The following is a 26,484-nucleotide window of genomic DNA, read 5'->3' as shown; positions in this document are numbered from 1 at the left end:
CTAGTCGCGTCCGTAGTCGCCCAATCCAAAGAATACGAGGTGGCAGCATGAAAAGTGATCATACGCTTTTAACGGCGAACTAAACCGCACCGATCGCACCGCTCATCAGCAAAACAATGATCAGGCCACCTAGCCCGACTCGATACCAAATAAATAACGAGAAGTCATTCCGCGCCACAAACTTGAGTAGCCACGATATCGCAATGTAGCCAACCACAAACGACACAATTGTCGCAAGTCCCGTCGCCGTCCAGCCGACGCCGCCAGCAATGTGCTTTGAGGCGGTTAGCACCTCCAGCAGCCCCGCCGCCACCAGCGCCGGAATACCGAGGAAAAAGCTCAACTTCGTCACCGTCACTCGGTCAAATCCCCGCAGCAGCCCCACCGAGATCGTTGCTCCCGACCGACTGATACCCGGTATCAAGGCCAGACACTGCCCCACACCAATCGCCAGCGTATCTCGCCACGTCGTTTGCTGCTCGCTGCGGTGACTGGCTTTCTCTGAACGCCTATCGGCCCACCACATCACCAGGCTCCAGCCGATCAACGCCACCGCCACAAACCACAAACTACGCAGCACCGTCTCGACCTGATCCTTAAACAGTAGTCCAATCACTGCGATCGGCACCGAACCGATAATAATCGCCCAGCCATACACATAATCAAACTGTCGCCGCGCCCGCTTCCACCACAGCCCACGCCACCAGGCGCTTAGCACCCGCCAAATATCGCCCCAGAAATAGATGATCGCTGCCAAGATCGCGCCGATCTGAATTACTGCCGTGAACGCCGTCAGGCTCGGATCATCAATTCTCATCCCCATCAACTTCTCGACAATCGTCAAGTGCCCCGTCGAAGAAACTGGCAGAAACTCTGTCACGCCTTCAATGATGCCGAGGATAATCGCCTGCCACCACGCCACTTGCTTAATAGCTCCTTCTCATCCCTTCAGTGTAGCAGCTCAGTAAGCATTCGCCAACCTTCACGCTCACTATGCGTTGCTTGATTGTGGTACGGGCGATGGCGATAGCGGCCCAGACACATGCAGCCGCACAAACCCGAAGCAGTCGACGTCAAGCTCTGGCGAGAGGCCAAACCACGTTGTGCGACAGCGACTACGCTGATTTTCAACTCTGAGTACAAGCTTATCACCGTCACGTACCGCCGACACCTTTGGCTGCTGGCGCTTGCCCTTGAGGTCTATATAGCGCAGTTCAATCTTGATATCACCTCGGGTCGTATCCCCAAAATGTAACGGGACACTTCCACCCTCGACGTGGACATACTTCACGCCCTTCATATCACTTGGCAGTTCAACCGGCACGATTTTTGTCAAGCGCTCCTCGTCACGTGCTAGCTCATTCGCCATACCGACACCAAACAGCGTCATTCCCGAAACCGATAGTGCTCCCACAACTAGCGCCACCACCGTCATAACCACCGATAGCCGCTTTAATGTCCACGTAAAGGCGCTGTGGCTCAATATCGCGCCCAGCCATACCGCCGCCATGCCACCAACGAGTAAGGATGCCCACAGACCCCACGCCCACGGCTGTGCATAGAATCCATCAAGCAAACCAATCACCGCGATGCCACTGATCGCCCCCACGATCAGCGCCACCAACAGCCCCAGCGTTACCATGAGAATACCAACACCAAGAATAAATCGAAACACTTTTGCTGCCGTATGACCCGTGTTATTATTCCGCCCTACGGATGACTCATTCCGACTGGCCTGACGCTTCAGCGAATCAAACGTTACCGCCTTGCCGCGCATCTGGAGCTTATCAGAGGCAGTCCGCGCTTCTGGAACTGACAGCCACATCACGATATAAATCAGTACCGCTGCACCAAAGGTAATAAATGGCGAAAAAATGAACAACAACCGTACCCACAAAGGATTGGTTCCCCAATAGGCAGCGATGCCTGCACACACGCCACCAATCAGCGCATGTTCCGTATCACGCATCAGCCGTCGCTCTGAACGCTCGGGCTCGTCATCGGTCTCCACCGCCTCGTCATCATCCGAAAAATCGCGCGGTTCGCCCATTTGTTTTTGCACTGCCAAAACGTCGTCGTGACTGATCACGCCGTCCTTCGACACGCCGCGCTCCGCCAAAAGCTCCACCATTCGCGCTTCAATTTCGCGCATAGCTTCTGGCTCGGCATGCATGTTTTTCTGGATTAAATTCAGGTATTTTTCCAATGATTTTTTAGCATCAACTTCCACACTAAACGGCGTTTTTGCCAAATGGATTCTGGTTATTTCTTTCATCACTTTGCTCCTTTCTCAAGATTTTTTAGCGAAGTATTCAACATTTTGATACGATTTTTCAGTTCATCCACCAGCTGCGCGCCCACGTCAGTGAGCGAATAATATTTGCGCGGCGGCCCCTGCTCGCTCTCTTGCCATTCGTGCTTGAGATAGCCATATTTTTGTAAACGGCTGAGTAGCGGATAAATCGTCCCCTCCACCACCATCAAGTCTGACTCGCTCATTTGCTTGACAATATCGCCAGTATATTGCGGCTGCTTAGCGCACACCAGCAACACACAGTACACCAGGAAACCTTTGCGCAGCTGAATCGCCAAACTTTCGGCATAAGCACTAACGTCCATGCTTCATCCCTCCTGGCACGGTTGATTTTTCAATCCGACCGTCTTTAATGATAATTTGATGATCACATTTTTTCGCCAAATCAGCGTCATGCGTCACCACAATTAACGTCACACCCTTTTGCTTATTATAGCCAAATAGCAATCCTTCCACCTTAGCGCCAGTTTCGCTGTCCAGGTTGCCGGTCGGCTCGTCGGCAAAGATGATTTGCGGATCGCCGACAATCGCCCGGGCAATCGCCAAGCGCTGCTTCTGCCCGCCCGACAAGTCCTTAGCGCGGTTTTTGCGCTTATCGTACAAATCCACCGCTTTAAGCGCCGCATTGATCTTGTGCGCCCGCTTTTTGCGCGGCAGCCGGGCGATCTCCAACGGCAAACTGACATTGTCAATCACACTCTCATTGCCCTGGACGAAGAAACTTTGGAAAATAAAGCCAATTTTTTTAGCACGGAATTCATCGACATGCTTTGACTTCAGCTGCAAAATATCTTGTCCATCAATAATCACTTGACCTTTCTGCGGCTTATCCAAACCTGAAATAGCATGCATTAGCGTCGATTTACCCGAACCAGATTTGCCTAAGATAGCCACGCTGGCTCCTGTCGGAATGGTCAAGCTGATATTTTTTAGTGCCGTAAATTGGTTTTTCTTTTTGCCATAAATTTTCGTCACGTTCTTTAGTTCAATCATAATCTCTCTCCTATTCCGTCCTTAATGCCTCAATTGGGTCTAGCTTTGTTGCTTTGCGGCTTGGCAGCCAGCCGGAAATAACCGCCATCACCACCAGACCAACCACCAGCAAACCAATGTGTAGCGGATTAATCACCAGCAAATTCGTTCCCGCGCCCAACTTCAGCGCACTAGTAATCACTGGATTCAGCAACGTCACCAAACTCGCCAAGCCAACGCCAATCAGTCCCCCCAGCAAACCAACCCACGCTGCTTCATAGCGGAATAATTTACCGATATCACGGCCGCGCATCCCCAGCGCCTTCATTAAACCAATTTGGCTGGTACGCTCCAACACCGAAATATACATAGTGTTAATAATCCCAAATACGCTCGCCAGCAATGCTAATCCACCAAATGACGCCAGTGCCGCTTGAGCCACATTGACCATTGTCAGCAACGTTTTTCGAATATCCTGAATCGAATACGCACTGTAATCTTTATTGATTTCGTCTTTAGCAACATCAATATTCTTCTCGTCATCTACCAAAGTAATCGCCGTTGAATACTGATGTGGTTGGCTCTTGTCGTGGCTAAATTCATAGATAGCCTTAGCGTCAGCTGTTGAAATTCTCAACATTGGTTCATAAAACAAAACAGTGTCTGACTTTTTATCCACCGCCGCGATCTTGAACGACACCTCTTTGGCAACGTCTCCACCCTGCGCCGCACTGCGCACACCCAAGGTTATCGTCTGACCAATTGCCGACTGCGCATCCTTAAAGCCCAACTGCTTCACATAATCATCCGGGATGATAATCTCACCCGGCTTTGGCATGAAATCTTCCAGTGACCCCGCCGCCAATTCTGCCCGAGTTCTGTCCATTTTAACAGCCACCGTTAACGCAAATTTTTTATTATTCGCCGAGCTTTTAGCATACGCCACGCCATCAGTTGAATACGCCGGTGTTACCGTTTTTACATGCGGTGTTCGTCGGATCTTTTCCAAATCCTTGTCGTTGAGCAAATATCTGCTGCGCGCCGCCGATTCTTTATTCTTGTCAGCCTCTTCTGCCGAACTACCATACTCTGGCAATTCCTCCTTCTTTTCCGATTCCACCTTTTTACCGACCATGATCACTTTTTTATCGCCAGCCGCGTCGACTATGCTATTGGTATACAAACGGCCGCCCTCGCCAGCCATCAGCGCCAGACCAATTGTAAACGCCCCGACAGAAATCGCCAATGACGTCAAAATAGTCCGACCCTTTGACTGGCGAAGATTCCGTCCCGCCCGCTTAATGATATCGATTCTTCTCATGCCTTACTCCTTATAGTTTTATTGTACATAGTACTATGTTATACAAGGTACTATAAAAATTCAAGTAGTTTTGAGAAAATAAATTATTTAGATTAGAAATATGTATTCTTATCATTTAATAGAAGATACAGTATGCTACACTAATATCATGGATAGTACTCAGAACCATCAGATACACCAGGCAATCATTGCTCGTGAGATTATTGATATCTACAGATTCGCACCAAACAAAACAGATGTCGCAGAATCGTTAGACGTACTTTGTTTTGCCATGGCTCGCCTCACTGAAAAACACTCCGTAATTGATTGGGATTTTTTAGCGACACTATTTGATCAGCTTGCACACACTAATAACCACACATCCTTTAGCGATATAGAAAAATTATATCAAAGAATAACATCTCTAATTCCAGATCCAAACTCATAAATTCAAGAGTCGAGTGGGGAGGTGTGTTGTACTTAACACACCTCCCCGTTAGCGACTACCGCGCGTCGCTAGGCGGGTTGTGGCGCGAGGGCGAACCCTTTGCCACTCTCTGGCTAGTCCAGTGGACGTCCCTGTCGCCGCCCTGTCCAGTGTCTCGCGAGAGACGGTATCCGTCAGAGTAGTACTGGGTACTGTGCTCACGACCGCCGTCACGACGAGCGAAGATTCCGCTAGCCCCAGCAGGCTCAGAGCCAGTCCTAGGTAGTCGATCTTATGCGGATGTATTCTCAATCCACATACTACCGCGGTTTCGGTAGTCAAAAATCGTTGTAATTCCACCCCCCTCGTTTGTCAAGCATAGGCAGCAAAAACAATTAAAATCAGCTTATCGTACTTCGTCGTACTCGTCCTCAATTTCCTGGTCCAAAATCTCTTCAATCACGTCCTCTAGCGTGATGATACCCAGCTCCCTCTCGTCATCCATCACCACAAACAAATGATTGCGGGTTTGAATAAATCGGCTGAGTACTGTATCCAGACGCGACCGCGCGTCGATATCATGAATCTTGTCTCGATACAGTTGACTAACTGGCAGCGGCAGCTCGCGCCCCACCACATCTTTGACATATAAAATCCCCGCCAGCCGCCCATCAGCCCGCACTGGGATCCGCGAATGTCCAGCGTGTTTGATCTGGGCCAGCAGCGTTGCGTCCAGCTCATCACCCAAATCCACGGTAAATACCTCATCCATCGGCGTCACCAAATCACCAGCTGTCTTTTTACTAAATTGTAGCGCACCCGCCGCGATCCGGCTTTCATCGTAATCGACTGGGCTATCCGACCGCGCGGCATGCTCGTGAATAATCTGTTCCAACTCCTGATGTGAATACAGCTGCGGCGTTTCCTTGCCTAGCCAGCGGTTCAGTAGCTTCGACATCGGCCGAGCCAGCGGCCAAAATAGCACATAAATCACATCCAGTAGCCAAAAGAAATGCCGTACAAAACGATAGCCGCGCTGAGTAAAAATCGCCTGCGGTAAAATCTCGCCAAACATCGTGATCAGCAGTGTGGCAATCAGCCCGCCGATCACGCCGTTCGTCATATTACCCAGCAAAATCGACATCGCGGTATTCACGCCAACATTACCCAGCAAAATACAAAAGATCAGATAATAGCCATCCTTGCGGTAGCGGTATACCCGGGCAGCGATCGCATCACCCTGCCGAGCTTTACGCCGCAAATCATCCGGCCGCGCCATCATTAATCCAATATTAAGACCTGAAAACGACCCCGACAGCACCAACAGCACTGCCGCCATCATTAATAATAAAGCATCAGACACGATTACCAGCCGCCGCCTCCGCCGCCGCCTCCGCCGCCGCCAGCAAAGCCGCCGCCAGTTGAGCCGCCAGAGGTCGACGAATAATCACTGGCGCTACTAGCCACGCTTGACAAACTGTTCATTCCAGTCGCAAATGCCGTCGCATTAAACGCACCCTGGCCGCTGTACCAATCCGGCTGCTCGCCAACCTGCTCATAGTACTTACCCAGCTGCGCACTCCACTCTTTTTCCTGCCCAAACAACACCGCGTACGGCAGTACCCGCTCGTACAATTTCACTAATTGTTTCTCATCAGCCGCGTCAATCTTCACTTTTTCCGCGCCCTCAGGACTCTGAAGCATCTGCAAACGCTCGACCTCAGCCACGCCAATGTACCTCTTCAGGCCCGCCAGATGCCGCCTGAGCGCCAGGCCCTTGTCGGTCAGCACCTTACCAAACGACAGATAAAACACCGTCCCCGCCAGCACCAAGAGCACCGGCGACAACAATAGCACCGCAAAAATACTGATAATTATCGCGTACCGTCGAAATCGTCGGGTATGCTGCGGCTCGCGCGCTTGCAAACCATAGTCGTCAATGAGCCGACCCTTCATTTGCTTTGCGCTGTAGCGTACTCGCGCCGCGTATCGCGCATCGTTACGCAGCGTTTTTAGATTTAACCGCTTACCGACTTTCAGCGAGGAGCCAAATATATTCCTCAGCATTTCTTGCTCCTCGGCCAGGAGTTTACCCGGAGCTTGTATCACTTTCACTTCGTACTCAGCTATTCGCCATGTCGTACGCGGCTTCACTTCGATAACCTGAATGTAATGACGCACCGCTAGGTCTATCATTTGTGCCGCCATCACCGACCCCTTGACCATATGAAACGGCTGCACCAGCTTGGCCGACGTCGTCACGCTCGTACCTCGCGGTGGCAAATACTCCGGCGGAATTGGCTCCAGTTCTTTACGGCGACCAATCGACCGATAATAAGCCACGATGATCACCCCCGCCAATATCAGCGCCACCGCCAGCAACACCAATTGCAATTTCGCCCACCAATCAATCAGCTGTTCCATGAATGACATCTGATATGCCGCAAATGTCCCCGGCATAAATCCGACCGCGACCGTCACGCCAGCCATCTTTGGCAGTGCGCGGGCTGTCGCCGTCAACGTATCGCCCTGTTCACGTACCTCGCAGCGCTGATTACTACCAAACCGACCCTGATAGCACTGGAGGTTCGTTTGTTTAGCGGCCACCAGCTCGGGACTCAGCTTGAGCGTCACTGATGCCGACTGAATTGGCACCTGCCAAGCAGTGCCAATCGCATCCCAGTAAAACTCCTGTTTACCCGTATCGTGATATAATTTCGTCACGTCCCGCTGCGTATAGGTAATGACATAGGTCTTTTTACCCTTGACGTAGGTGTCTTTGTTGCCAATTCTCAACTCATTATCACGCCACGTATGCTCCAGCGGTGTGCCCTGCTCGTCTGCCACTGATTCCAGCGTAAAGTGAGTCGGATGTTTATCATACTGCTTGACGAACACCGGTGCAATGCCATGATTCTGCCGCGGCGGAAAATCCGCAGTAATGGTCAATTTGGTACGCAGTGTCGAACGCTGTTCGCTATCGCGCCCCAGCTCCATGTCGACAGTATACTTACTAATCGTAAAATTATTTGTCGCCTGTGCCGTTGACCCGAATCCGACCAACAGCGCCATCACCGCAACTATCCCAAAGAAAAACCGCTTCATATGTTAATTATATCACTTATTACCAACGCGCTTTTAATAAACATTATCCAATAGTCTTGCAAAAACGAAACATTTATTGGATAATGGAGAACGATGCTCAAAACTGGTATGGATACGCTGCTAACAAGGGATAAAACCCCGACGCCGTCCTCATGGGAAATGAACTTGCCCGATCGCTGTGACGATCCAAATCAAGCAAAGGGGCTCTACCATAATGCTCATTCGTGGATAGAAGAACTAAGGGGCAGAACAGAGCCCCCAGCCTATCCACTCCGTACACTAATGAATGTGGTTAATGCGACTGATTTACTCCGTGAGGAATATCCAGAGGAAGCATACGCTCTCGAGGATGCGCTCAAGGAATTGGAGCTTGAACCTGGTGAGCTTTCTAAAGAAATGCAAAAGTGTCTCGGCCGAGTAACTCTAGCAATACACAACTTTTATCATCCAAAAACCGACGCTGCACCAGCAGAAATAATCATGAAGCAGTTCAATCAGCAGAACTTGCCGATATGAGATGACATCATACTTCAACGGTTATCTGGAAGTGGTTCTCGGCAACTGACACTGGAAGAAGTACGACAGCAGGCGCGTCAAGCTGTGGAAACCAAGCTAGATCCCAAGACGATTCAAACGATCTACCACCAACCAACAGACATTGACAAGTAGCAGATCCTTCAATTGTCCCACCTAGCTACCGCAGTGCCACGACCGTATATGCCAACTCACCCTTTGGCGTGCTGATCGTTACCGTATCACCAACCGCCTTGCCCATCAGCGCCTGGCCAATCGGCGATTCATTCGAGACCTTCCCCTCTAGCGGATCTGCCTCGACCGGTCCAACGACGGTATAGACCACTGTCTTGCCATTGGCCTCCAGTTCTACTGTACTACCTAGCACCACCGTCGAACTGCTGCCGGCCTGAATGATACTCGCATTCTGCAAAATTGTTTCAATCTCGGTGATGCGCGTTTCTAGCAACCCTTGGGCCTCACGCGCTGCATCGTACTCTGCATTTTCGCTCAAATCACCAAAATCCCGCGCCGCCGCGATTTTATCAGCGATCTCACCGCGCCGACTTTTCAGCTCCTCCAGCTCTCGTTCTAGTTCACGTTGACCACTCTCGGTAATCTGATATACCTTATTCATGTTACTCTCCTCACTCCATATATAGCGTCTACAAAAACAAAAAGTGCTATATATAGCGCTTATCCATATGGTTATTTAAGTCTTTACGAGTATAGCAATCACCCCAAACCATGTCAATACGTGACGGAGCCCCTGGTGTAATCTGGCCTCCGTCGCATATGCCAGACAACGTGATCACCCGCGCTCCAAACAAAAGGCGACGAGTTGCTGATAATCCAGCTTCTTCGTCTCGCCAGTCGCCCGCTCAGTTAATTCGAACAGTCCGTCACCATCAATTGCCCGCTCACCAATCGTAATCCGCCACGGCAGCCCCATCAACTCCGCATCGGCGAACTTGACGCCCGGCCGCTCAGCCCGATCATCCAGTAGCACCTCCACACCCTTTTCCGCTAGCTCGGTATATAATGTACTCGCTAGCTCCTGACCCTTGTCACCAATTGCTACCACATGGATCTTGAACGGCGCGATATTCTCCGGCCAGACCAGCCCCTTATCATCCGACATTTTCTCGGCAATCACACCCATCACCCGCGTGATGCCAATGCCATAGCTTGCAAGGTAAATCGGATGCTGCCTGCCATCTTCACCGGTGTACATGATGCCCATTTGTTCAGCTTTTTCGGTACCAAATTTAAAGATATTACCCACCTCCGCACTGACAACTGGCAGCAGATCATCTCTACTGATACCCAATTCCTTAGTAGCATCATCTAGCACTTCTTCGTTAACAGCTACCGTCTGGTCAGTATTGACGTACAGTGTATCCTCACCAGCTTCACATATCGTCTGGAACTCGTGACTAAACTTGGTGAACGCCCCGCCACCAGCAAACGTCACAAATGTACTGTCACCAATGCCAAACCGTGCATAACAGCGCTTATACGCCTCGATAACCCGCTCATAATACTGATCCATGTCCTCCTGTGTGGCGTGCAGACTGTACATATCCTTCATGACAAATTCGCGGCCACGCATAATACCACTCTTTGATCGGAGTTCATTGCGCAGCTTGGTCTGAAACTGATACACGCTGACCGGTAGATCCTTATAGCTTTTGACATATTGCTGCATCATTTCCATAATCGCTTCTTCGTGACTCCATGCCAACCCCAGCTCAGTATCGTCTTGCAAGCGAGTTTTAAACCACACATCGACCACCTCATCACTCCAGCGACCAGTCGCCTCCCAAGTCTCGCGGCGCTGCAAATTCGTCATGATCAGCTCTTGGCCACCAATCGCATTCATTTCCTCGCGGACAATTTGTTTGATGTTTTCCAGCACACGCAGCCCCAGCGGCGTATAGGCGTACACCCCAGCCATCACCTTATACACAAATCCCGCCCGGATGAGGAGCTGGGCATTTTTCGAGACTTCGTCCGCTGGTGCGGTCTTGGCTGTCCTCGTAAATAGTTGACTCATTCGCATCTTATATTCCTCCGATGAGCGGCAGTAGCGCTGACTTTAGTTGCTCTAAAAGATTTGGATTAACGTACAGCGCATAAAAGGCGACGCTATTCTTCGCAATATGCATCAAAACTGGCACCCAGATCGCGCCGGTATACTCACGTGCCAGGCTCATCACGATACTCAGTACAAAGGTGTCTGCCGCGACCGCCCACTGCAGTGACCCGCTGCCTCCCCACAAATGCGCCGCCCCAAACGTCAGGCTGGTGATCAAAACCGCCATCCAAACTGGTGCCGTCCGTCGTAATTTACCATACAAATAACCGCGAAATAGTAGCTCCTCCGCCACTGGCGCCAACACTGCTATCGTCATAAATGCCGCGATATATTGCCACTGAGTACCAAGCATTGACTGCGAGAATGGCAGTGCCTGCGGCTGATGAATATCAATTGCTATCAGTTTAGTCACCACTGTTAAAAACACCGCTGAACAAATCGTGTATACAATAAAGGCTGCCGGTGTAATCACCACGTCCCACCACGACGGCCAATCGGTCACTCCCATTTCCTTCAGCGTCGTCCGGCGACGACGAATATAAAACGGCAGGCCCACCACCAAGGTCACCGCCAGTACATACACAACAACCGATCCCGTCGCGTTCAGCAGCACCTCATTCACCGAACCAAGCGGCACGCCAACATGACTAAGCGCCCACACTAGGCCGAGCACAATTAACTGCGCCATCCAGAACGCCGCATACGTCCACACTGGCAGCACAATAAGCAGCCACCAATTATGTTTATTCAACCGCCCCTTTGTCGACTGGGTTTTTTCACTTCTCGCCCGCTTTCTCATATTTTATCCCCTTAATACCTTCGCAATATCACTCCACGTCACTAAAACCGTCAGCGCCATTAGCACCAAGAAACCGATGCCCTGAATCGTTTCCTCGCGCTCTTTGGTCAATTTTTTCTTGAATAATTTAAAGCCCGCCATCGTAAACCACCGCCCGCCGTCCAGCGCTGGAATTGGCAGTACGTTCATCACCGCCAGCGTCAGTGAAATGATTGCCGCCAGTAGTAAAATTTGCGTCAAGCCAGAACTCAGCACTGACGGAAACAGCACACCCAAGATGCCGACCGGCCCGGCCACGCTTTCGCCAACTGCCGCCAGATCAGCCTTGGCCGCCTGGCGAGATTCTGATGAGCCAACTAATTGTCCGATCGTCCCGTTGACCGTTTTTATGAGGATCGAGCCGACACCTGCCACCGTCTCGTATGTCAATTGCCCCGTGGTCACCACTGCTGCGATTGGCGCCGACCAGGTACTGTGAATTGTTTCTGTCTGTTGCGGGCCAACACCGAGGTAGCCGCCATTTTTTGCTTGCTCAGCAGTTTGTAGCCGGACTTGCTTGGTGAGCGTCTGACCGCCGCGCGCCAGCTCAATCGTCACCTCGCGGCCAGCCTGCGCTTTCGTGGCTGCCGACAGCTCCGCCGGCGTTGTCACGCCGTGGTCGCCGATCTTTCGCACCTCATCACCACGCTGAAGGCCAACTTTCTCCGCTGGCGAACCTGGCGTCACTCGCGCCACCGTCAGTGCTGAACGCTCCACCCGTGAATCAAATGGCAGCACCGCTTGCTGTGGTAAAATTTTTGGCATCCCCACCAACGCCAATATCATAAACAGCAGGACGGCCGTCAGCCAATTCATCATCACGCCGGCTAGCAAAATCTTGGTCTTTACCCAAAAGGTAGCGCCGCCATACGTCCCCGCACCTTCGGCCGAATCGTATTCGCCCTTCAGCTTGACGAACCCGCCGAGCGGCAGCCAGTTTAGACTAAACACCACATTCTTGCCGAGAAAGCTCGTTTTAGGCCGCCATTTTTTTGCAGCTGGCGGAAAGCCGATACCAAATTCTTCAACCACCACACCGTTACGCCGCGCCACGATCGCGTGACCCAATTCGTGCACCACCACCAGCAAAACTAATATGATCAGCCCAACCAAAATTCCAATGAACACCATTATTACCCTCCAAAGCGCCGATTACGTTTTTTGTACTCCTCCAGAATGAACTCCACATCTTTTGTTGTCATATCTGGCCAGTTTTTCTCGATGAACATTAGCTCGCTATATGCCGCTCGCCACAACATGAAATTACTCAATCGCTGTTCGCCGCTTGTTCGCACAATGAGGTCACACGGCGGCACTTCTGGCGCATATAAGTTCTGAGCGATCAGTTCTGGCGTCACGGCTTCGGCCGCCACACCCGACTGAACAATTTTTTTAACCGCGTCGGCAATTTCCAAATGTCCGCCATAATTGAGACACAAAAGCAGCTCGCCGCCCGTCAAATTCCGCGTTCGCTCCTCGGCCCGCTCAATCGCTTTTCGTAAGGTCTCTGACAACCCCTCGCGCGAACCGATCACCCGCATCCGTACATTGTGCTCCAAAAATATCGGCACGTCCGACTCCAGCACCTTGAGCAGCAGGCCCATCAGATGTCCGACCTCTTCCTCGGAACGCTTCCAATTTTCTGTACTGAACACATACGCACTCGCATACTTCACGCCGCGACGTAACGTCTCCAGTAGCACATCCTTCAGACTATTGTATCCCGCCAAATGTCCCTCATAGGCCGGCAGTCCGTGCTGCTTTGCCCAGCGACGATTACCGTCAACGATAAAGCCAACGTGCCTCGGCAATTCTGTTTTTTCACTCATGTTTCGCCCTCCACTCATTAATCAACCTCACATCCTGGATATCTTTTTCGCGCCCGCGCCAGTTTTTCCAGCGCCGCAGAAAATCTAGATTGACGAACTTCACACCGTCATATTCCACCGCGTAGTCCAGCAGCTCGTCATACTCAACAATTCGCCCGTCAATTTCCCAGCCATCCCAAACTTCCACCGATCCGTCATTCTTCACCAAATACTGGCGTTGGTTTGTATCAAGCTTTCTGACCCAGCCATTGTTACGAGCAATTTCTTCTAATACCACTCGACCAGCCGCCACATCAATATCAGTGGACTGACGAATTCCTAATTGATCCAAAATACCACTGCCAATGATAATAATCTGATCCAGTGGCAGCCCTAATTCTTTCACGCGCTCAGCAAACGTCTGATTCATCAAACCGTTAACACATCCTTTTCTTTAGCTTTAAACGCCTCGTCAATTTGTGCCTGCACCTTACTCATCAGCGCATCAATTTCCTTCTCGACTCGCTTATAATCATCCTCACCGAGATCCTTGGCGTCCTTCATCCGCTTGGCCTCCTTCAGGGCATCCTGGCGAATCGTTCGCATAGCGATCCGCGCCTCTTCGACCTTTTCGCTCACTTGCTTGACTAGTTGCTTACGGCGCTCCTCAGTCAATGCTGGCACCGGCACGCGCACCACCCGGCCGTCATCGGACGGATTAAAGCCCAAGCTCTGATTATCGCGAATCGCTGCCGAAATTGCCGTAATATTACTCGGATCAAATGGCGTCACCAGCAGCATCTGTGCCTCCGGTGCCGTCACATTCGCCACCTGGTTCAGCGGCATCCGCGTCCCGTACGCCTCCACCATCACGCCGTCCAGCATCCCGGCGTGCGCCCGGCCTGTCCGCACCTTTTTCAGCTCGTCCTGAAAATGACTAAACGCCTGCGCCATTTTATCCTCATATGGTTGTGTGTCAAACATATTTCCTCCCGTTATCTGTCATCCATTATAGCAGACTGTTGACGGGGTTGTCTGCTTGACTTATCCAAATATTCATGCTAAAATCAAAACGTTAACGTATAATTAAACAGAAACTTAGAAGATGGCCTACGATATTGAGCGACTAAAGCGAACTGAGAGACGAAAGAGCCGCCGCTTAACCCCGAGGAAATTGCAGCACGCAACAGTGGCTATAATGCAGACCTTTACGGTAATCTCCCGGATGGTATCAACGAGCCTACTGGCGACGTGAAAACACCAGGCGACCAAGACGAGAGTAATCAATTCTTTGATGAGGCTACCGCGATCGCCGCTGAAAACAACGACACTCTTGATGCCGACAAAGAACGCTCCGACGGCTTCAAGACCGTAAAAGTTAGATACGAGGGACAGGAATTCACCATCCGCCGTGCGGAAGTCTGGTATATGGAGGAGCACCCCGAAACACCACGAGCAACCATTGAATTTCCGCCAATGCCTATTGATTACCTGGGCGTCACCGGCACTCACCATGTCAAGCTCATCGAGAGCGCGCCCGACACATGGGAATGTGTCATCAAAAACGATATTACTAGTGGCAGCGAGCAAGACCTACCGCCCGAATATAGAGACATGCAACGTCCCCTTTCGCTGCGTGAAACCCACATCAAACATAGCATTCTCTCTCATCCAGAACTCATCGATCCAGAAGACCAAAAAAATCTCCGACGGGTCGCCGATCCTTATGCAGAACTAACCTCGCCAGAAGAAGCCGCGTGATATAATTATCATCAGTGATAACACACATTAAACTATATCATTTTCGCTCCTACGGCCTTTATGAGACGACACTGGCGCCAGGCGGCACCGTCATCGTTGGACCAAACGGTACGGGCAAGACAAACTTGCTCGAAGCGATATACGTCGCCCTCCGCGGCAGTAGCTTTCGCGGCAGCCTTGCTGATTGCATGCAGCACGACCAAACGCAAACCATCATCCACCTCGAAACCGACAACACCTCTCGACGCCTCCAGCTGCTCCGCACAGCCGACGGCACGATAACCAAAGAATTTACGATTAACGATAGCCACAGCAAACTCCTTCCCCGTAAACATCGCCTGCCGGTCGTTCTGTTTGAGCCAAGCGAGCTACGACTCATCTCTTCCTCACCATCGCGGCGACGGGATTTTCTGGACGGTATATTATCTCGGCTGAATGCTCAATACGAAGCCACACTCCGTGCCTTTCACCGAACCTTGCTCCAGCGCAATGAACTGCTCAAACATCCCCACGAGACGACCCAAAACTGGCGCGATCATCTCTTTGCCTGGGATATTAAGTTCGTCCAGCTAGCGACTCACATCGCCCAAGCCCGCGCTGAATTCTTGGCTAAGCACGAGGTGGCGCTGAGTAGTTTATATGCAGCGCTGGCGGGACACGAAACAGCTTTTGCAGCCACCTATCAAGCCAGTACATCGCTTGATCGATACGAACAAGCACTTCTCGACCGCCTACAGCGTGCTCGCGACTATGAGATCGCTACAGGCCATACTTCGGCCGGCCCACACCGCGAGGATTTTACGATTTTCCTCCACAGCCAGCCGGCCATCAAAGTCGCCTCGCGCGGCGAAATGCGCACCATTATGCTGGCTTTCAAGCTGCTCGAGCTGGAACTGCAAACGAAAATCAGTCAATCACGGCCGCTCATCCTCCTGGATGATGTGTTTTCTGAACTAGATGCCACTCGCGAAAAACTCCTCCAAGAGACCATCCAACATCATCAATTCATCGTCACCACCACTGACGCCCGCCACCAGAGGGATGATTGTTTGATAGTCTCAACGCGCTAAAATCCCGCCATTTTGGCGGGATGTATCATGCTAAGCTAAGCGTGACGATATTATTCACTCTCGCTCGGCTTCAGGTTTTGGTTGTTGAATTGCATCAATGTCATCGGCGACTTCGCCAAGTACAATGATCGTATTGTCTTCAACTATTTGTTCATAATCCGGTACTCGTGCGCGCAACCACTCACTAATCTGATCGCCCGGTGCACCATTATCCTGTATTGTGATTAATTCTTCCAGCTGTTCACCTGTTAGAGACTCTACAGCCTCCTCGCCAATCCGCTCATTAATCGTATCTTGCACGTGAACAGCCAACTCTTGCAATTGCTGTTCTGGCAGATTAATACCCATCTCTCGCAGCTGATCGACCGTGATCAACGCCTCATCAAGATTAACCCGTGGTGTATTGTCGTTATTCATAAACTATCCTTTTTTTATTTTATTAGTTATCTCAACCGTCGTATCAATTTCCTCAACAAGTTGCCTACTATTTATCTCGTTAGGATTAGACTCTATCACCTACATTAGAATTCGGGTTTTGCATCTCCTGTGTGAACGCTATATGACCTGCAACCGCTGCCCTGCCGAACCGTCGGGTGAAGTCACCTGTTGCCGTGAGCGTTTCTTTTGTCTTACGCCCCATGAAAGCAACCGGACGTGATAGGTAGCTACCGATATCCCGCAGTCGCTGCGCTACGGTAGTGCGCATCTCACCGATTCGCTCGGTTGCACGGCCAGCCGCCCTACCTAACCGATCGGCAGTGGCGCTGACCCGCTCGCTAGCGGACTGAAAACCATCACCGATCGCCTCCTTTACACCCGCCAGCTTTTCCTGGCGCGCCTCGCGGCGTGCTTCCCGCCTTGCTTTGGCAGTCGTTATACGCTCACCTCGCCGCTCATTTATCTCACGAATCTTATCGAGAGCCTCTTGGCGCTGACGCTCAAGACCTTGACGTTTCATCTCAAGTTCTTGCAAGCCAAGCTTGAGCATCTCGACTTGACCGCTGGCGACTTGCCATGCACCTTCCGCTATACTCACTGCTAACGCCAGTCGTTGACCTTCAGTAGAATCAGCCGGGTGTTCGCTATCCCTATACGCTTCACGCGCCGTTGTCAGTTGCTCAAACGCAGCCGCCAGTTCGCCACTCGACATTGCCTCAATCTCTGCCTTTGTTCCAGCGATTTCTGTATCAGTACCCCTCTGCTTACCTTCTACGGCCACGGTCTCTTCTCTGAGTCCAGCCCTTTTTCGCAAATCCTCAACTTCAGCATTTCTGTCATTCCTGGCTGCCTTGCGGCGTTCGCCTGCTGCATCCTTGCGCTTCTGGGCCCTCTCCTGACGCTCCTGCCTTTTTGCAGCTAACTTACTTTCACGGTTCTCGCGAGCCTCCTCGCGTTGCTGGCGGCGCTCAGCACGACGCTCCTTAGCACTCTGAGCAGCCTGACCGATAGTCTCTTTTAGACTCTTCCCAGTCTCAGCTGCCTTATTGAATACTTCACCAATCTTTCTCTTTGCCGCTCCGCCATGACTTGATAGTTTTTCTCCTAAGCCTTTCAGGCCACCAACAATTCGTTTTGCCAAAGACTCTCGACGACCACCTGGTGTTTGCTCAAACGGATCAACCCATCCTTGAGTCTCGTTCTCTGGTGACACAGCAGCGCTCCAGCCGTCCGTTTCCCCTGAATGAGATACATTACTATCAATAATCTGTCGGCGGATCTCTTCATACCCAGGAATTTCTGCAAACTTTCGATTATTTTTATCGGTGGTTGTCTCGATAGCCATCACCCCATTACGGCCATCCTGTTCAGGAGTAGTAGAGTCTGCCCCTTTTTCAGAGAGGCTCCCCCACCCATCAATCATGTGGCCAGTGTAGGATGTTCTTACACTTGATTCGGGGCTCATTTTATGCATACAGACCTCATATTCTTCATATATTTTAATATCACTGTAGTTAATCTTATGCTCTATACTATCACAGATTTAATATATTGTCAACACATAAAATCTTAACACCCTTACGGATCAATATGCTAGCACCGGGGGGTCTAGCTAGATATGAACGACACCCGAATAAGCTCAGAGCTACTCGCTCACACCCAGCTCAATTCGCCTAAACTGGCGCACCACGATATTCTCGCCAAGCTTAGCGATCGCCTCCTTAATATGCTGCTCAACTGTCTTAGAATCGTCCAAAATGTATGCCTGGCTCATCAACACTTGCTCAACAAAATGCTTTTTCAATTGACCTTCAACGATTTTTTCGCGCATTTCTTCAGGCTTGCTTGCCAATGCCTCGCTAGCCATTAGTTCTGTCCTAACCCGCTCCATTTCCTCAGCCGGAATGTCCGCCTCAGAAACATACTTCGGACTCATGGCTGCAATTTGCATGGCAATTTCATGCGCCAACGTCTTGAAATCATCCAGCCGCGCCACGAAGTCGGTCTCACAGTTCACTTCAACCACCACGCCAATTCGGCCCGAGTGTACATAACCCTCGATCAGGCCTTCACGCGCTTCGCGGTCACCCTTTTTCTCAGCCTTGGTCAAGCCTTTTTTACGCATCGCCTCCAGCGCCTTGTCAAAATCGCCATCAGTTTCGACTAGCGCCTTCTTTGCGTCAGTCAAGCCCACGCCAGTTAATTCGCGCAGTTTTTTAATATCGTCAACAGAAACGTTCATCCTATTTATCTCCCTTTTTTACTGACTTGTCTTCCTTTTTTGCTGCGCCAGCTCCCTCGGCTACTGCTTTAGTAAAGTAGCTTAATAGCAATTGGATGCTCTTAATTGCATCGTCATTGCCTGGGATAACGTAATTGATGCCAGTTGGATTGACATTAGTATCAACCACCGCAAACACTGGTATACCCAGAGATTCCGCTTCGCGTACCGCATTCGCATCAGTCAGCGCGTCAACCACGACCACTGCGCCTGGCTTGCCCATCAAGTTCTTAATACCGCCGTATTTGAAATTCAGGTTGTCAATTTCCTCCTGGAAACGCTGCACCTCTAGCTTGTTGTAGCGCTTCTCCAGATCGCCCGACGCCATCCGCTTCTCGAGGTTCTTCAGTTTCTTGATCTGCTGAGCGATTGTTGCGCCGTTGGTCAGCATACCGCCGATCCAGCGCTCAACCACGTACGGCTGATTGATGCTCTCGGCCGCCTGGCGCACCACGTCCTTAGCTTGCTTTTTCGTACCGACGAACAGTACCTTCTTACCGCTAGCGGCGATTTTTGTCAGCTCCGGCAGCGCCTTCTCTAGCGCCTCAGCTGTCTTTGCCAAATCAATGATATGGCTATCCTGGCGTTTTGAATGGATGTATGGCGCCATCTTTGGGTGCCAGCGGCTGGTTTTGTGTCCGAAATGAACACCAGCTTCAAACAAAGCTTTCATGTCTACTGTTACAGACATTAGATTACTCCTTTTTCCTCGCCCGCCACTTTTGGAGCTGCGACGGGCTGTGTCGTTATATTTAGTTACCTCGTCATTTTAACACAAGTCGACACCAAAAGCAATCCGTTACTGAGCAGAGCGAGACACTATGAACTTATCTAACTCTTGCTCGAGTTCAAGTGCCTCATTACTTGAAGAGGAAAGCTCGTTAACAATAAGTCTATCCTGCCCCGGCGTCACGACTTGCGCCTCGACAGATTGACCATTCTCCTCTGTTGGATCCTTACGGCGCAGCTCTGACTGAACGACATCGCCACTCGTTTGAACAATCTCAAAATAGTCAATTGCGCTATCGCCCACAAGAACACCATACGTACAATTATCACCCCACGCTAAGTCCTTTGCCGTCATATCCGGCACCGGCTCATTAATGAGGTTTGCCGACAGCTTAAATAATAAAATCGAACCAACCTTTGCCCCGTCTCGTCCAACAGAGCCAGGCCCATAAGCATCAAGTGCTACAACTGAAGTATTTACTTCCATTGGCACGACAAGAGAGTTGTCGACGACACGTTCGTGGGGATTAAACAGCTTTACCTTCACAGTATCGCAAGAACCAGAAGCGAAGTTCACTTCAAAAACCTTGCTAAGTGCCCAGCTAAGGCGCGACAATGTGTTCTCAGATAGAAAACCTATAGTATTTGCCTCATTACGGTCGGGGTAATTTAGTATTTCACCAACAGCCTGCGCCTTCTCTTTTTCCTCATTGCGCCGAAACGCTTCCTCTGCCAACCGGTTGAGATTATGCCCACCCCAAATATTTGGCTGCCTTTCCTTATCCATGTCGTGTAACTCCTTGGTTTTTAGCTATCGGAGTCAACTATACTCTCTCTCTCTCTTGATTTGTCAAGTACATAACAATATTTTTTAATAATTTACAAGCATAATTGTTGAACGGCCCTTACCAAACAGCGGGGGGCAGCTCCATCATGCGACTACGCTGACGGCGGTATTTGCAATACCTATACTTTTTTGCTAAAATACCAAGGTTATGAAAAGCAGTATTCACCCACAGAACTATCGCCCGGTCGTATTTAGCGACGATCAAGCGGGCTTCGCGTTCTTGACTCAGTCAACGGCGCAAACCACAGACACCATCGTCTGGGAGGATGGCAAAACTTATCCACTCGTCAAGGTGCACATCTCTAGTGCCTCGCACCCATTCTTCACCGGCGAAGAAAAGATCATCGACACCGAGGGTCGCGTTGACCGGTTCAAGGCACGCCAAGCAGCCGCCCAGGCTCGCAAGGCAGCCCTAGCCAACAAAGCCAAGAAAGCTACCGCCAAAAAAGCCACCAAGGCAACAGACGATGACGCAGACGACACAAAGAAGAAAGCGGCTACGCCTAAGGCAAAAACTAAGAAGGTTAAGAAATAGCCCCAACTTATCAATATTTTTGACATTAACGTAATAGCTCCGTCGAGGCGGAGCTATTACGATGAGACTACATTGAATTTTACACTAACCCTTACTAGGTGCTTCGGGTTTGGTATCAAAATGCTCCATCATGCACTCGAGTCTCCGTAGATACGCCAGCTCTCCCACATCCCTCCGATACAACGTACCTGGTTGCCGCACGCCATTTTCATCAGTATCAACACATTCGACGGTACCATCGGGCAAAATCCATCGTATCTTACCGTCAGTTTTTATCACCTCATAATCACCGGTATACCTGCGACCATTCTTTTCCCTTTTTAGGTGATTTGTGAGTTCAACTTCCTTTATCAAGCCCGTCGTAGGATCATAAGCGGTTGAGGTGCGAACGCGCCGAGCATCATGATCCGTACCCCCAACGCTACGCTCCTCAACCATACCGATAATCGGTCCACCGTTGGGTCCCCTAGCAATAAAATCACCGTAACACGAAACCTGATTCACTGTCATCTCTTCAGCTAGAGACGGAAGGTCGTACATCATTGGTAGCCACTTCTCTGTCGAGGTACCACCCTCCTTGTCTGACATGTACTCACCGGCCTTTTCAAACATCTTAGCAATGAACTCAGGAGACCCCACCTTTGTCTCCGGGAGACCTGAGCCATTTTTTAGTTCTGCTATGCGCGGCTCGTCAAGGGCTAAACTCGCTAACTTCCTTTCTGTCTGCCGGCGTGCATGTTCAGCATTTTCTTCTTGTGCCATCTCCCAGGCCTTCTCGACATTACGAACCCGCCCAAAGTTTGTCCCGAAAGCTTCGTTGACCATACGTCGTGTTGCTTGTAATAATTTGCCCATACTTTTTATTTTCCTTCTCTTTGCTACTGCAATATGTAATGTATTTAATAGTCTACACTTTACTTTACTTTACTTTACTTTACTTTATTTTATTTTATTTTTCTTTATTTGTCAAGTATCCCTACGCCATTATCAGTATTTTACTAGTAGGCCCGCCACCCCCACCAATATGCTATAATAATCCATATGACAAAAATCTCTCTCGACCTCGAGGCGTTGAAGGCGGAGCGGGCGGCGCTGGGTGATTTTTTGGCGCATCCCGACGCGTATGGCTCGCCGGATTTCACAAGTAAAAATAAGCGGTTCTCAGAACTGGAGACGCTTATTATCAAGGGCGACGAGCGAGTGGCATTAGAGCAAAATCTGCGTGACGCCAAAGAATTAGCGAATGACGGCGGCGAATTGGCAGAATTAGCAAAAGCCGAAATCACTGAAACTGAAGCGCGCCTGTCAGAGCTGGAGGAAGAATTATTTATCCTACTAACACCAAAAGACCCGAATGATGAGAAGAATATCATCATAGAAATCCGGGCTGGCGCTGGCGGCGACGAAGCCTCGCTGTTTGCAGCGGAACTGTACCGCATGTATTTACGTTGGTGTGAAGCAAATGGCTACAAAACTGAGCTCATCAGTGAATCTGCCAACGACTCCGGCGGGTACAAAGAAGTCATTTTCATGGTCAAGGGCGACGCGCCATACGCCAAATTGAAATTTGAAGGCGGCGTCCACCGCGTCCAGCGTGTGCCAGTCACCGAAAGCCAAGGCCGCATCCACACCTCCACCGTCACCGTGGCGGTACTGCCAGAGGCCGAGGAAGCCGACGTTGAAATTAATCCAAGCGACCTACGCGTTGACATCTACCGCTCCAGCGGCCATGGCGGCCAAAGCGTCAACACCACCGACTCGGCGGTGCGCATCACTCACCTACCAACTGGTATCGTCGTCACTAACCAAGACGAGAAATCACAGATTAAGAACCGCGAAAAAGCCATGAGCGTGCTGCGCTCGCGGCTGCTGCAAATGAAAATTGACGAAGAAAACGCCAAATTAAGCGCTGAACGGCGTTCGCTAGTCGGCACTGGCGACCGCTCCGAAAAAATCCGCACCTACAACTTCCCACAGGACCGCATCACCGACCACCGCATTCATTATAGCCGCAGCAATATCCCCGCTGCGATGAACGGGGATATTGACGATTTGATTGAACAATTACAGCGGTATGAGCGGGAGTTGAAGGCGAAGAACACTACCTAGCATGACCCGCCTACCCGTTAATTATTGATTGTCATCTGCACGGCGTAATAGGGCAATTCTTGCGAGTATCTGCCGTTCCCGCTCAGGGTACATTATTCCCTCGGCATCTTCTCTATCATGAATCTCTTTCAATTCCGCTATAATCTCTTCCCGTACCTGCTGAGAAGCGTAGTAGGGTAGTTCAGGCAGACCAGCAGCAGCATGATCTTTGCTGTCTGATTCTTTCACTAGGCGGGCCCTACGCCTCGCGTCCAACTCGGGACCATCAAACCCAGGAGGGGCTGAGATGGGGAGCTCAGTAAAGCCTGTATCTACTCCTTCGAGATACTTCTCTCCTTTTTCAAAGAAAAGATCCTGTTTAAGCTCAAAATCATTTGGGTCGTCAGTAAGATAGAGACTACTGTCATAGCCATTATAGTAGTCAGGATTATAATGTGCCACGTGTTCACATCCTCTCGTTTAAAAATATAATTTGTTGCACGAATCGTATATTACTCTCTCTCGTGATTTGTCAATACTTTATACAACTTTATAGCTATTTTACAACCATAATCACTTTACTCATTCCTGGACCTGTGGTATAATTAACAACATGAATATAGCGACCTGGCTAAAGAGCGCCGCTAAACAGTTAAAGGCTATCGGTATCGCGTCAGCGCGACTTGATGCGGAGTTGATACTAGCTAACACCCTGCGAAAAAGTCGGACGTACCTGCATGCGCATTTGGATGAGGAGATTGATCCGCGACGGGTTGATATCGCCGATGCTAGGTTGAGCCTGCGGCTTGATCGAGTACCGCTGGCGTATATTTTGGGCTGTAAGGAATTTTACGGTCGGAAATTTACTGTTTCGCCAGCTGTCCTCGTGCCGCGGCCGGAGTCGGAGGAGATGATTACCCTGTTCCTGGCGCTGACAGCCAGCGAGATCACACCAAAGACACTGATTGATGTTGGCACTGGTTCGGGCTGCCTCGGCATTACAGCGGCGTTAGAACGGCCGTCCCTGCGGGTTATCCTGTCGGATATTAGTCCACGAGCCATCAAAATCGCCGAGAAAAACGCGGGCAATTTGCATGCACAGGTGACATTGCAGCAACAGTCACTCCTTTCTGGGCAGATTGAGCCGGTGGATTATATCTTTGCTAATTTGCCGTATGTTGACCGAGACTGGGATGTTTCGCCAGAACTGCGTCACGAACCCGCCGAAGCGTTATTCGCAGCGGATAATGGACTGAGGTTGATTGAGACACTGATTGAGCAAGCGCCGCGCCGCTTGACGGCAGATGGTCTGCTCTTTTTGGAGGCTGATCCGAGGCAGCACCAGGCAATTCTCCATCAAGCAAGGCATCACGGCTTTCACGAGGTAGAGACACGCGGCTTTATCATCGTCCTACGCCTTGTAGGCGCCAAGCGTTAGCTTGACCTTCCGTTCCTCGCCGTCACGCAGGATAGTCAGTTCTACCGTCTCGCCCGGCAAGAACTCAGAGATGAGACTGCCGAGGCCACCCTGCTCGCCGATCAGCTTGTCATTTACTTTAGTAATGATATCGCCGTCCTTGATGCCTGCTTTATCTGCCGGCCCGCCAGCGACGACCGCCGATTTGCGACGCGAGCCGCCGACATATGCACCGCTTTTGACTGGTAATTTATACTCAGCACGGACTTCAGGGGTAATCGCAACATATTGCACGCCGATGTATGATTTCTGGACTTTGCCAGAACCAAGCACACTGCGTACCAACCCCTTGGTGGCGGCAATCGGAATTGCAAAACCCACACTCTGCGCATCCGAGACGATCGCTGTGTTGATACCAATAACTTGGCCCGACATATTGAGGAGCGGCCCGCCAGAGTTACCCGGATTGATCGCAGCATCAGTCTGAAGTAGATCAGTCAGACTCTCGGCTTCGTCGCTATATTCACTAGTAGAGGCCTGAACTGGTCGGCCCTTCCCCGAGATAATGCCCGTTGTGACGGTGTTCTGGTAGCGACCCAGTGAATTACCGATAGCAATTACTTTCTGACCAACATGCACAGTGCTTGAGTCACCCAGCGTGGCTGCCGGCAGGTCATTCACACCATTGATCTTGAGAAACGCCACATCGTTGAGTGGATCAACGCCAACAAGCTTGACATCCGTATACTGCGTACCGTCACTACCCATAATCTCGATGGTTTCAGCGTCCTTGACGACATGTTTATTCGTCAAAATATAACCGTCTTTACTGATGATGATCCCTGTACCAGCACCTTGCTGCACTGTCGCACGCGACAATGTCCGGCCATTCTTAGTGGTTACGATCGAAACCACGCTCTTAGACACACGCTGCACAACTTCGCTGATATCTGCTTCGTCGCGCGACATGACGAGGTTGCCGTCAGGAGTAGACTGGATGGACTGTTTATTAAACTGCGTCGTTAGCCACGAACCCAGCACTGCCGAGCCAACCATCAGCCATAGCATCGTGATGACACAAGCACTAATCAGCGCTAGCTTCCTGCGACGCGGCACACCCGGTCGAGATTGGAGTTGCTGAGCTGAACGAGATTCTTGCTCCATTATAGTGTCACCGAGTTAAAGAATAGTAAAATGGTCAGGATAAGCGCCGACGCCAAGATAGCCGGGCCGGCAACTTCAGCAATAACAATCGTCTTATGCTTATGCCAAGAAGTATAAATACGTTCGGCTACGAATGATAGCAGCGTAAAGATAATCGTCACCTGCGGTAGTTGCAGCGCATTCACCCCAAGCAGCGCATAGCCAAACGTCCAGTAATGCGCCAGCCAGCCAATCTCCGCAAATACCAGCCCCCAGGCTAGACTGAGTACAGTAATCTGCTCCTCACGAAACGTCGATAGGAAATGCCGAGCCGTGCCATACCCAATGACTAGCGCACACAGCACAACCACCGCGGCTGGCCATTCGTGTGACACTGCAAACAGTGCTGCCGTGCCGATAAATACCGCGAGACCCGCCTGCAATGTCATCTGCCAGCGCTTTGATAGCGGCTTGATAGCGACAAGCCATATCGCATAAAATACCGCTAGCGCAATTCGTAGCACCAGCGTCGCCTGCGGCGCATACATCAGCGCCACCACACCGAGACCAACCACCACGTCAACCAGGCTTCCTTGAATATTCGTTAGCCAAAACTTAGGGCGCACCGACAATGTCCGCCACTTGCTTAAGAGTACCAGCACAATCGCCGCCAACGGATAATGAATCTCCTGCGACATCCAGAACAAGACTGCCACCATCCCTAAATTGAGTGCATAATAAGCGATATTACTGAGAAGCGACCGTCGCCTGGCTGTTTTTTTCAGAAACTCCATTGCCAC

General features: G+C 50.7%; 31 protein-coding genes. 8 read left to right on the top strand and 23 right to left on the bottom strand.

Annotated elements, in window-relative coordinates; genetic code table 11:
* Positions 1-79: 79 nt before the first annotated feature.
* The 5 genes from FBF26_01125 to FBF26_01105 all read right to left on the bottom strand — a co-directional run bounded on the left by FBF26_01125 (position 80) and on the right by FBF26_01105 (position 4,607).
* On the bottom strand, positions 80-922 hold the full coding sequence (locus FBF26_01125) for an undecaprenyl-diphosphate phosphatase (protein QJU09866.1): 843 nt from the start codon (positions 920-922) through the stop codon (positions 80-82).
* A gap of 69 nt (positions 923-991) precedes the next feature.
* Positions 992-2,275 carry a PspC domain-containing protein gene (locus FBF26_01120; GenBank protein QJU09865.1) on the bottom strand — a complete coding sequence of 428 codons (1,284 nt, stop codon included), beginning with the start codon at positions 2,273-2,275 and terminating at the stop codon, positions 992-994.
* Positions 2,275-2,619: a PadR family transcriptional regulator gene (locus FBF26_01115; GenBank protein ID QJU09864.1), complete on the bottom strand. Its 345-nt coding sequence runs from the start codon at positions 2,617-2,619 to the stop codon at positions 2,275-2,277. The genes FBF26_01120 and FBF26_01115 overlap by 1 nt, the downstream gene beginning before the upstream one ends.
* Positions 2,609-3,307: an ABC transporter ATP-binding protein gene (locus FBF26_01110; GenBank protein QJU09863.1), complete on the bottom strand. Its 699-nt coding sequence runs from the start codon at positions 3,305-3,307 to the stop codon at positions 2,609-2,611. The genes FBF26_01115 and FBF26_01110 overlap by 11 nt, the downstream gene beginning before the upstream one ends.
* Before the next feature lie 10 nt (positions 3,308-3,317).
* Positions 3,318-4,607 (bottom strand): ABC transporter permease, encoded by a 1,290-nt coding sequence (locus FBF26_01105; protein QJU09862.1) that lies wholly within the window; start codon positions 4,605-4,607, stop codon positions 3,318-3,320.
* A 148-nt stretch (positions 4,608-4,755) separates the two neighbouring features.
* On the opposite strand from FBF26_01105, the gene FBF26_01100 reads away from it, so the two are divergent.
* A complete protein-coding gene (locus FBF26_01100; GenBank protein QJU09861.1) occupies positions 4,756-5,034 on the top strand; it encodes a hypothetical protein in 279 nt (92 codons plus the stop codon).
* 385 nt (positions 5,035-5,419) lie between these two features.
* Here FBF26_01100 and FBF26_01095 read toward each other — a convergent pair whose 3' ends face one another.
* On the bottom strand, positions 5,420-6,376 hold the full coding sequence (locus FBF26_01095) for a DUF21 domain-containing protein (protein QJU09860.1): 957 nt from the start codon (positions 6,374-6,376) through the stop codon (positions 5,420-5,422).
* A gap of 2 nt (positions 6,377-6,378) precedes the next feature.
* Positions 6,379-8,118: a DUF2207 domain-containing protein gene (locus tag FBF26_01090; GenBank protein QJU09859.1), complete on the bottom strand. Its 1,740-nt coding sequence runs from the start codon at positions 8,116-8,118 to the stop codon at positions 6,379-6,381.
* 108 nt (positions 8,119-8,226) lie between these two features.
* Here FBF26_01090 and FBF26_01085 point away from each other — a divergent pair, with 108 nt between their 5' ends.
* Entirely contained in the window at positions 8,227-8,634 is a 408-nt protein-coding gene (locus tag FBF26_01085) for a hypothetical protein (protein QJU09858.1), read from the top strand.
* Between the two features lie 178 nt (positions 8,635-8,812).
* Here FBF26_01085 and greA read toward each other — a convergent pair whose 3' ends face one another.
* The 7 genes from greA to FBF26_01050 all read right to left on the bottom strand — a co-directional run bounded on the left by greA (position 8,813) and on the right by FBF26_01050 (position 14,359).
* Positions 8,813-9,268, bottom strand: coding sequence for a transcription elongation factor GreA (gene greA / locus FBF26_01080; GenBank protein ID QJU09857.1), 456 nt, complete (start codon positions 9,266-9,268; stop codon positions 8,813-8,815).
* A gap of 174 nt (positions 9,269-9,442) precedes the next feature.
* A complete protein-coding gene (locus tag FBF26_01075) occupies positions 9,443-10,693 on the bottom strand; it encodes a prolyl-tRNA synthetase (GenBank protein QJU09856.1) in 1,251 nt (416 codons plus the stop codon).
* A 1-nt stretch (position 10,694) separates the two neighbouring features.
* The gene (locus FBF26_01070; GenBank protein ID QJU09855.1) at positions 10,695-11,528 is read right to left on the bottom strand and encodes a CPBP family intramembrane metalloprotease; all 834 of its coding nucleotides are present in this window, start codon (positions 11,526-11,528) and stop codon (positions 10,695-10,697) included.
* A 3-nt stretch (positions 11,529-11,531) separates the two neighbouring features.
* Complete coding sequence (locus tag FBF26_01065; protein QJU09854.1) at positions 11,532-12,698, bottom strand: PDZ domain-containing protein; 1,167 nt, start codon at positions 12,696-12,698, stop codon at positions 11,532-11,534.
* A gap of 2 nt (positions 12,699-12,700) precedes the next feature.
* The gene (gene uppS / locus FBF26_01060; GenBank protein ID QJU09853.1) at positions 12,701-13,396 is read right to left on the bottom strand and encodes a di-trans,poly-cis-decaprenylcistransferase; all 696 of its coding nucleotides are present in this window, start codon (positions 13,394-13,396) and stop codon (positions 12,701-12,703) included.
* A complete protein-coding gene (locus FBF26_01055) occupies positions 13,389-13,805 on the bottom strand; it encodes a hypothetical protein (protein ID QJU09852.1) in 417 nt (138 codons plus the stop codon). The genes uppS and FBF26_01055 overlap by 8 nt, the downstream gene beginning before the upstream one ends.
* Complete coding sequence (locus FBF26_01050; GenBank protein QJU09851.1) at positions 13,805-14,359, bottom strand: ribosome recycling factor; 555 nt, start codon at positions 14,357-14,359, stop codon at positions 13,805-13,807. The genes FBF26_01055 and FBF26_01050 overlap by 1 nt, the downstream gene beginning before the upstream one ends.
* Before the next feature lie 267 nt (positions 14,360-14,626).
* Here FBF26_01050 and FBF26_01045 point away from each other — a divergent pair, with 267 nt between their 5' ends.
* Together FBF26_01045 and recF are read left to right on the top strand one after the other, a co-directional pair.
* Positions 14,627-15,136 (top strand): hypothetical protein, encoded by a 510-nt coding sequence (locus FBF26_01045; GenBank protein ID QJU09850.1) that lies wholly within the window; start codon positions 14,627-14,629, stop codon positions 15,134-15,136.
* Positions 15,137-15,150: 14 nt separating this feature from the next.
* A complete protein-coding gene (recF, locus tag FBF26_01040; GenBank protein QJU09849.1) occupies positions 15,151-16,206 on the top strand; it encodes a DNA replication and repair protein RecF in 1,056 nt (351 codons plus the stop codon).
* A 54-nt stretch (positions 16,207-16,260) separates the two neighbouring features.
* Here recF and FBF26_01035 read toward each other — a convergent pair whose 3' ends face one another.
* Together FBF26_01035 and FBF26_01030 are read right to left on the bottom strand one after the other, a co-directional pair.
* Positions 16,261-16,623: a hypothetical protein gene (locus FBF26_01035; protein QJU09848.1), complete on the bottom strand. Its 363-nt coding sequence runs from the start codon at positions 16,621-16,623 to the stop codon at positions 16,261-16,263.
* Between the two features lie 85 nt (positions 16,624-16,708).
* Positions 16,709-18,067 carry a hypothetical protein gene (locus FBF26_01030; protein ID QJU09847.1) on the bottom strand — a complete coding sequence of 453 codons (1,359 nt, stop codon included), beginning with the start codon at positions 18,065-18,067 and terminating at the stop codon, positions 16,709-16,711.
* Here FBF26_01030 and FBF26_01025 point away from each other — a divergent pair.
* A complete protein-coding gene (locus FBF26_01025; GenBank protein ID QJU10554.1) occupies positions 18,028-18,147 on the top strand; it encodes a hypothetical protein in 120 nt (39 codons plus the stop codon). The genes FBF26_01030 and FBF26_01025 overlap by 40 nt on opposite strands.
* A 142-nt stretch (positions 18,148-18,289) precedes the next feature.
* Here FBF26_01025 and tsf read toward each other — a convergent pair whose 3' ends face one another.
* The 3 genes from tsf to FBF26_01010 all read right to left on the bottom strand — a co-directional run bounded on the left by tsf (position 18,290) and on the right by FBF26_01010 (position 20,441).
* Positions 18,290-18,886, bottom strand: a complete 597-nt coding sequence (gene tsf, locus FBF26_01020) for a translation elongation factor Ts (protein QJU09846.1) — start codon at positions 18,884-18,886, stop codon at positions 18,290-18,292.
* Position 18,887: 1 nt separating this feature from the next.
* Complete coding sequence (rpsB, locus tag FBF26_01015; GenBank protein ID QJU09845.1) at positions 18,888-19,616, bottom strand: 30S ribosomal protein S2; 729 nt, start codon at positions 19,614-19,616, stop codon at positions 18,888-18,890.
* A 108-nt stretch (positions 19,617-19,724) separates the two neighbouring features.
* A complete protein-coding gene (locus tag FBF26_01010) occupies positions 19,725-20,441 on the bottom strand; it encodes a hypothetical protein (protein QJU09844.1) in 717 nt (238 codons plus the stop codon).
* Positions 20,442-20,649: 208 nt separating this feature from the next.
* On the opposite strand from FBF26_01010, the gene FBF26_01005 reads away from it, so the two are divergent.
* Positions 20,650-21,036 (top strand): type B 50S ribosomal protein L31, encoded by a 387-nt coding sequence (locus FBF26_01005; protein QJU09843.1) that lies wholly within the window; start codon positions 20,650-20,652, stop codon positions 21,034-21,036.
* 84 nt (positions 21,037-21,120) lie between these two features.
* On the opposite strand, the gene FBF26_01000 is transcribed toward FBF26_01005, so the two are convergent.
* Positions 21,121-21,891, bottom strand: coding sequence for a hypothetical protein (locus FBF26_01000; protein QJU09842.1), 771 nt, complete (start codon positions 21,889-21,891; stop codon positions 21,121-21,123).
* A 186-nt stretch (positions 21,892-22,077) separates the two neighbouring features.
* Between FBF26_01000 and FBF26_00995 the strand changes: the two genes are divergently transcribed.
* Complete coding sequence (locus tag FBF26_00995; GenBank protein QJU09841.1) at positions 22,078-23,145, top strand: peptide chain release factor 1; 1,068 nt, start codon at positions 22,078-22,080, stop codon at positions 23,143-23,145.
* Positions 23,146-23,166: 21 nt separating this feature from the next.
* On the opposite strand, the gene FBF26_00990 is transcribed toward FBF26_00995, so the two are convergent.
* Entirely contained in the window at positions 23,167-23,586 is a 420-nt protein-coding gene (locus tag FBF26_00990) for a hypothetical protein (protein QJU09840.1), read from the bottom strand.
* Between the two features lie 151 nt (positions 23,587-23,737).
* Here FBF26_00990 and prmC point away from each other — a divergent pair, with 151 nt between their 5' ends.
* Positions 23,738-24,562 carry a peptide chain release factor N(5)-glutamine methyltransferase gene (gene prmC, locus FBF26_00985; protein QJU09839.1) on the top strand — a complete coding sequence of 275 codons (825 nt, stop codon included), beginning with the start codon at positions 23,738-23,740 and terminating at the stop codon, positions 24,560-24,562.
* Here prmC and FBF26_00980 read toward each other — a convergent pair.
* Positions 24,536-25,705 (bottom strand): PDZ domain-containing protein, encoded by a 1,170-nt coding sequence (locus FBF26_00980; protein QJU09838.1) that lies wholly within the window; start codon positions 25,703-25,705, stop codon positions 24,536-24,538. The two genes, prmC and FBF26_00980, sit on opposite strands and share 27 nt — an antisense overlap.
* Positions 25,705-26,478, bottom strand: a complete 774-nt coding sequence (locus tag FBF26_00975; protein ID QJU09837.1) for a hypothetical protein — start codon at positions 26,476-26,478, stop codon at positions 25,705-25,707. The genes FBF26_00980 and FBF26_00975 overlap by 1 nt, the downstream gene beginning before the upstream one ends.
* Between the last annotated feature and the right edge of the window lie 6 nt (positions 26,479-26,484).

The organism is Candidatus Saccharibacteria bacterium oral taxon 488 (assembly GCA_013100825.1).
GTDB lineage: Bacteria > Patescibacteriota > Saccharimonadia > Saccharimonadales > Saccharimonadaceae > Nanosynbacter.
The sequence above is the reverse complement of the archived record's forward strand: the minus strand, read 5'-3'. Positions and strand labels throughout refer to the sequence as shown.

Coding starts and splice junctions, on each gene's coding strand:
- FBF26_01120 (QJU09865.1), bottom strand. CDS start 2,275: ATGAAAGAAATAACCAGAATCCATTTGGCAAAAACGCCGTTTAGTGTG.
- FBF26_01115 (QJU09864.1), bottom strand. CDS start 2,619: ATGGACGTTAGTGCTTATGCCGAAAGTTTGGCGATTCAGCTGCGCAAA.
- FBF26_01110 (QJU09863.1), bottom strand. CDS start 3,307: ATGATTGAACTAAAGAACGTGACGAAAATTTATGGCAAAAAGAAAAAC.
- FBF26_01105 (QJU09862.1), bottom strand. CDS start 4,607: ATGAGAAGAATCGATATCATTAAGCGGGCGGGACGGAATCTTCGCCAG.
- FBF26_01100 (QJU09861.1), top strand. CDS start 4,756: ATGGATAGTACTCAGAACCATCAGATACACCAGGCAATCATTGCTCGT.
- FBF26_01090 (QJU09859.1), bottom strand. CDS start 8,118: ATGAAGCGGTTTTTCTTTGGGATAGTTGCGGTGATGGCGCTGTTGGTC.
- FBF26_01085 (QJU09858.1), top strand. CDS start 8,227: ATGGATACGCTGCTAACAAGGGATAAAACCCCGACGCCGTCCTCATGG.
- greA (QJU09857.1), bottom strand. CDS start 9,268: ATGAATAAGGTATATCAGATTACCGAGAGTGGTCAACGTGAACTAGAA.
- FBF26_01075 (QJU09856.1), bottom strand. CDS start 10,693: ATGCGAATGAGTCAACTATTTACGAGGACAGCCAAGACCGCACCAGCG.
- FBF26_01070 (QJU09855.1), bottom strand. CDS start 11,528: ATGAGAAAGCGGGCGAGAAGTGAAAAAACCCAGTCGACAAAGGGGCGG.
- FBF26_01065 (QJU09854.1), bottom strand. CDS start 12,698: ATGGTGTTCATTGGAATTTTGGTTGGGCTGATCATATTAGTTTTGCTG.
- uppS (QJU09853.1), bottom strand. CDS start 13,396: ATGAGTGAAAAAACAGAATTGCCGAGGCACGTTGGCTTTATCGTTGAC.
- FBF26_01055 (QJU09852.1), bottom strand. CDS start 13,805: ATGAATCAGACGTTTGCTGAGCGCGTGAAAGAATTAGGGCTGCCACTG.
- FBF26_01050 (QJU09851.1), bottom strand. CDS start 14,359: ATGTTTGACACACAACCATATGAGGATAAAATGGCGCAGGCGTTTAGT.
- FBF26_01035 (QJU09848.1), bottom strand. CDS start 16,623: ATGAATAACGACAATACACCACGGGTTAATCTTGATGAGGCGTTGATC.
- FBF26_01030 (QJU09847.1), bottom strand. CDS start 18,067: ATGATTGATGGGTGGGGGAGCCTCTCTGAAAAAGGGGCAGACTCTACT.
- tsf (QJU09846.1), bottom strand. CDS start 18,886: ATGAACGTTTCTGTTGACGATATTAAAAAACTGCGCGAATTAACTGGC.
- rpsB (QJU09845.1), bottom strand. CDS start 19,616: ATGTCTGTAACAGTAGACATGAAAGCTTTGTTTGAAGCTGGTGTTCAT.
- FBF26_01010 (QJU09844.1), bottom strand. CDS start 20,441: ATGGATAAGGAAAGGCAGCCAAATATTTGGGGTGGGCATAATCTCAAC.
- FBF26_01005 (QJU09843.1), top strand. CDS start 20,650: ATGAAAAGCAGTATTCACCCACAGAACTATCGCCCGGTCGTATTTAGC.
- FBF26_01000 (QJU09842.1), bottom strand. CDS start 21,891: ATGGGCAAATTATTACAAGCAACACGACGTATGGTCAACGAAGCTTTC.
- FBF26_00995 (QJU09841.1), top strand. CDS start 22,078: ATGACAAAAATCTCTCTCGACCTCGAGGCGTTGAAGGCGGAGCGGGCG.
- prmC (QJU09839.1), top strand. CDS start 23,738: ATGAATATAGCGACCTGGCTAAAGAGCGCCGCTAAACAGTTAAAGGCT.
- FBF26_00980 (QJU09838.1), bottom strand. CDS start 25,705: ATGGAGCAAGAATCTCGTTCAGCTCAGCAACTCCAATCTCGACCGGGT.
- FBF26_00975 (QJU09837.1), bottom strand. CDS start 26,478: ATGGAGTTTCTGAAAAAAACAGCCAGGCGACGGTCGCTTCTCAGTAAT.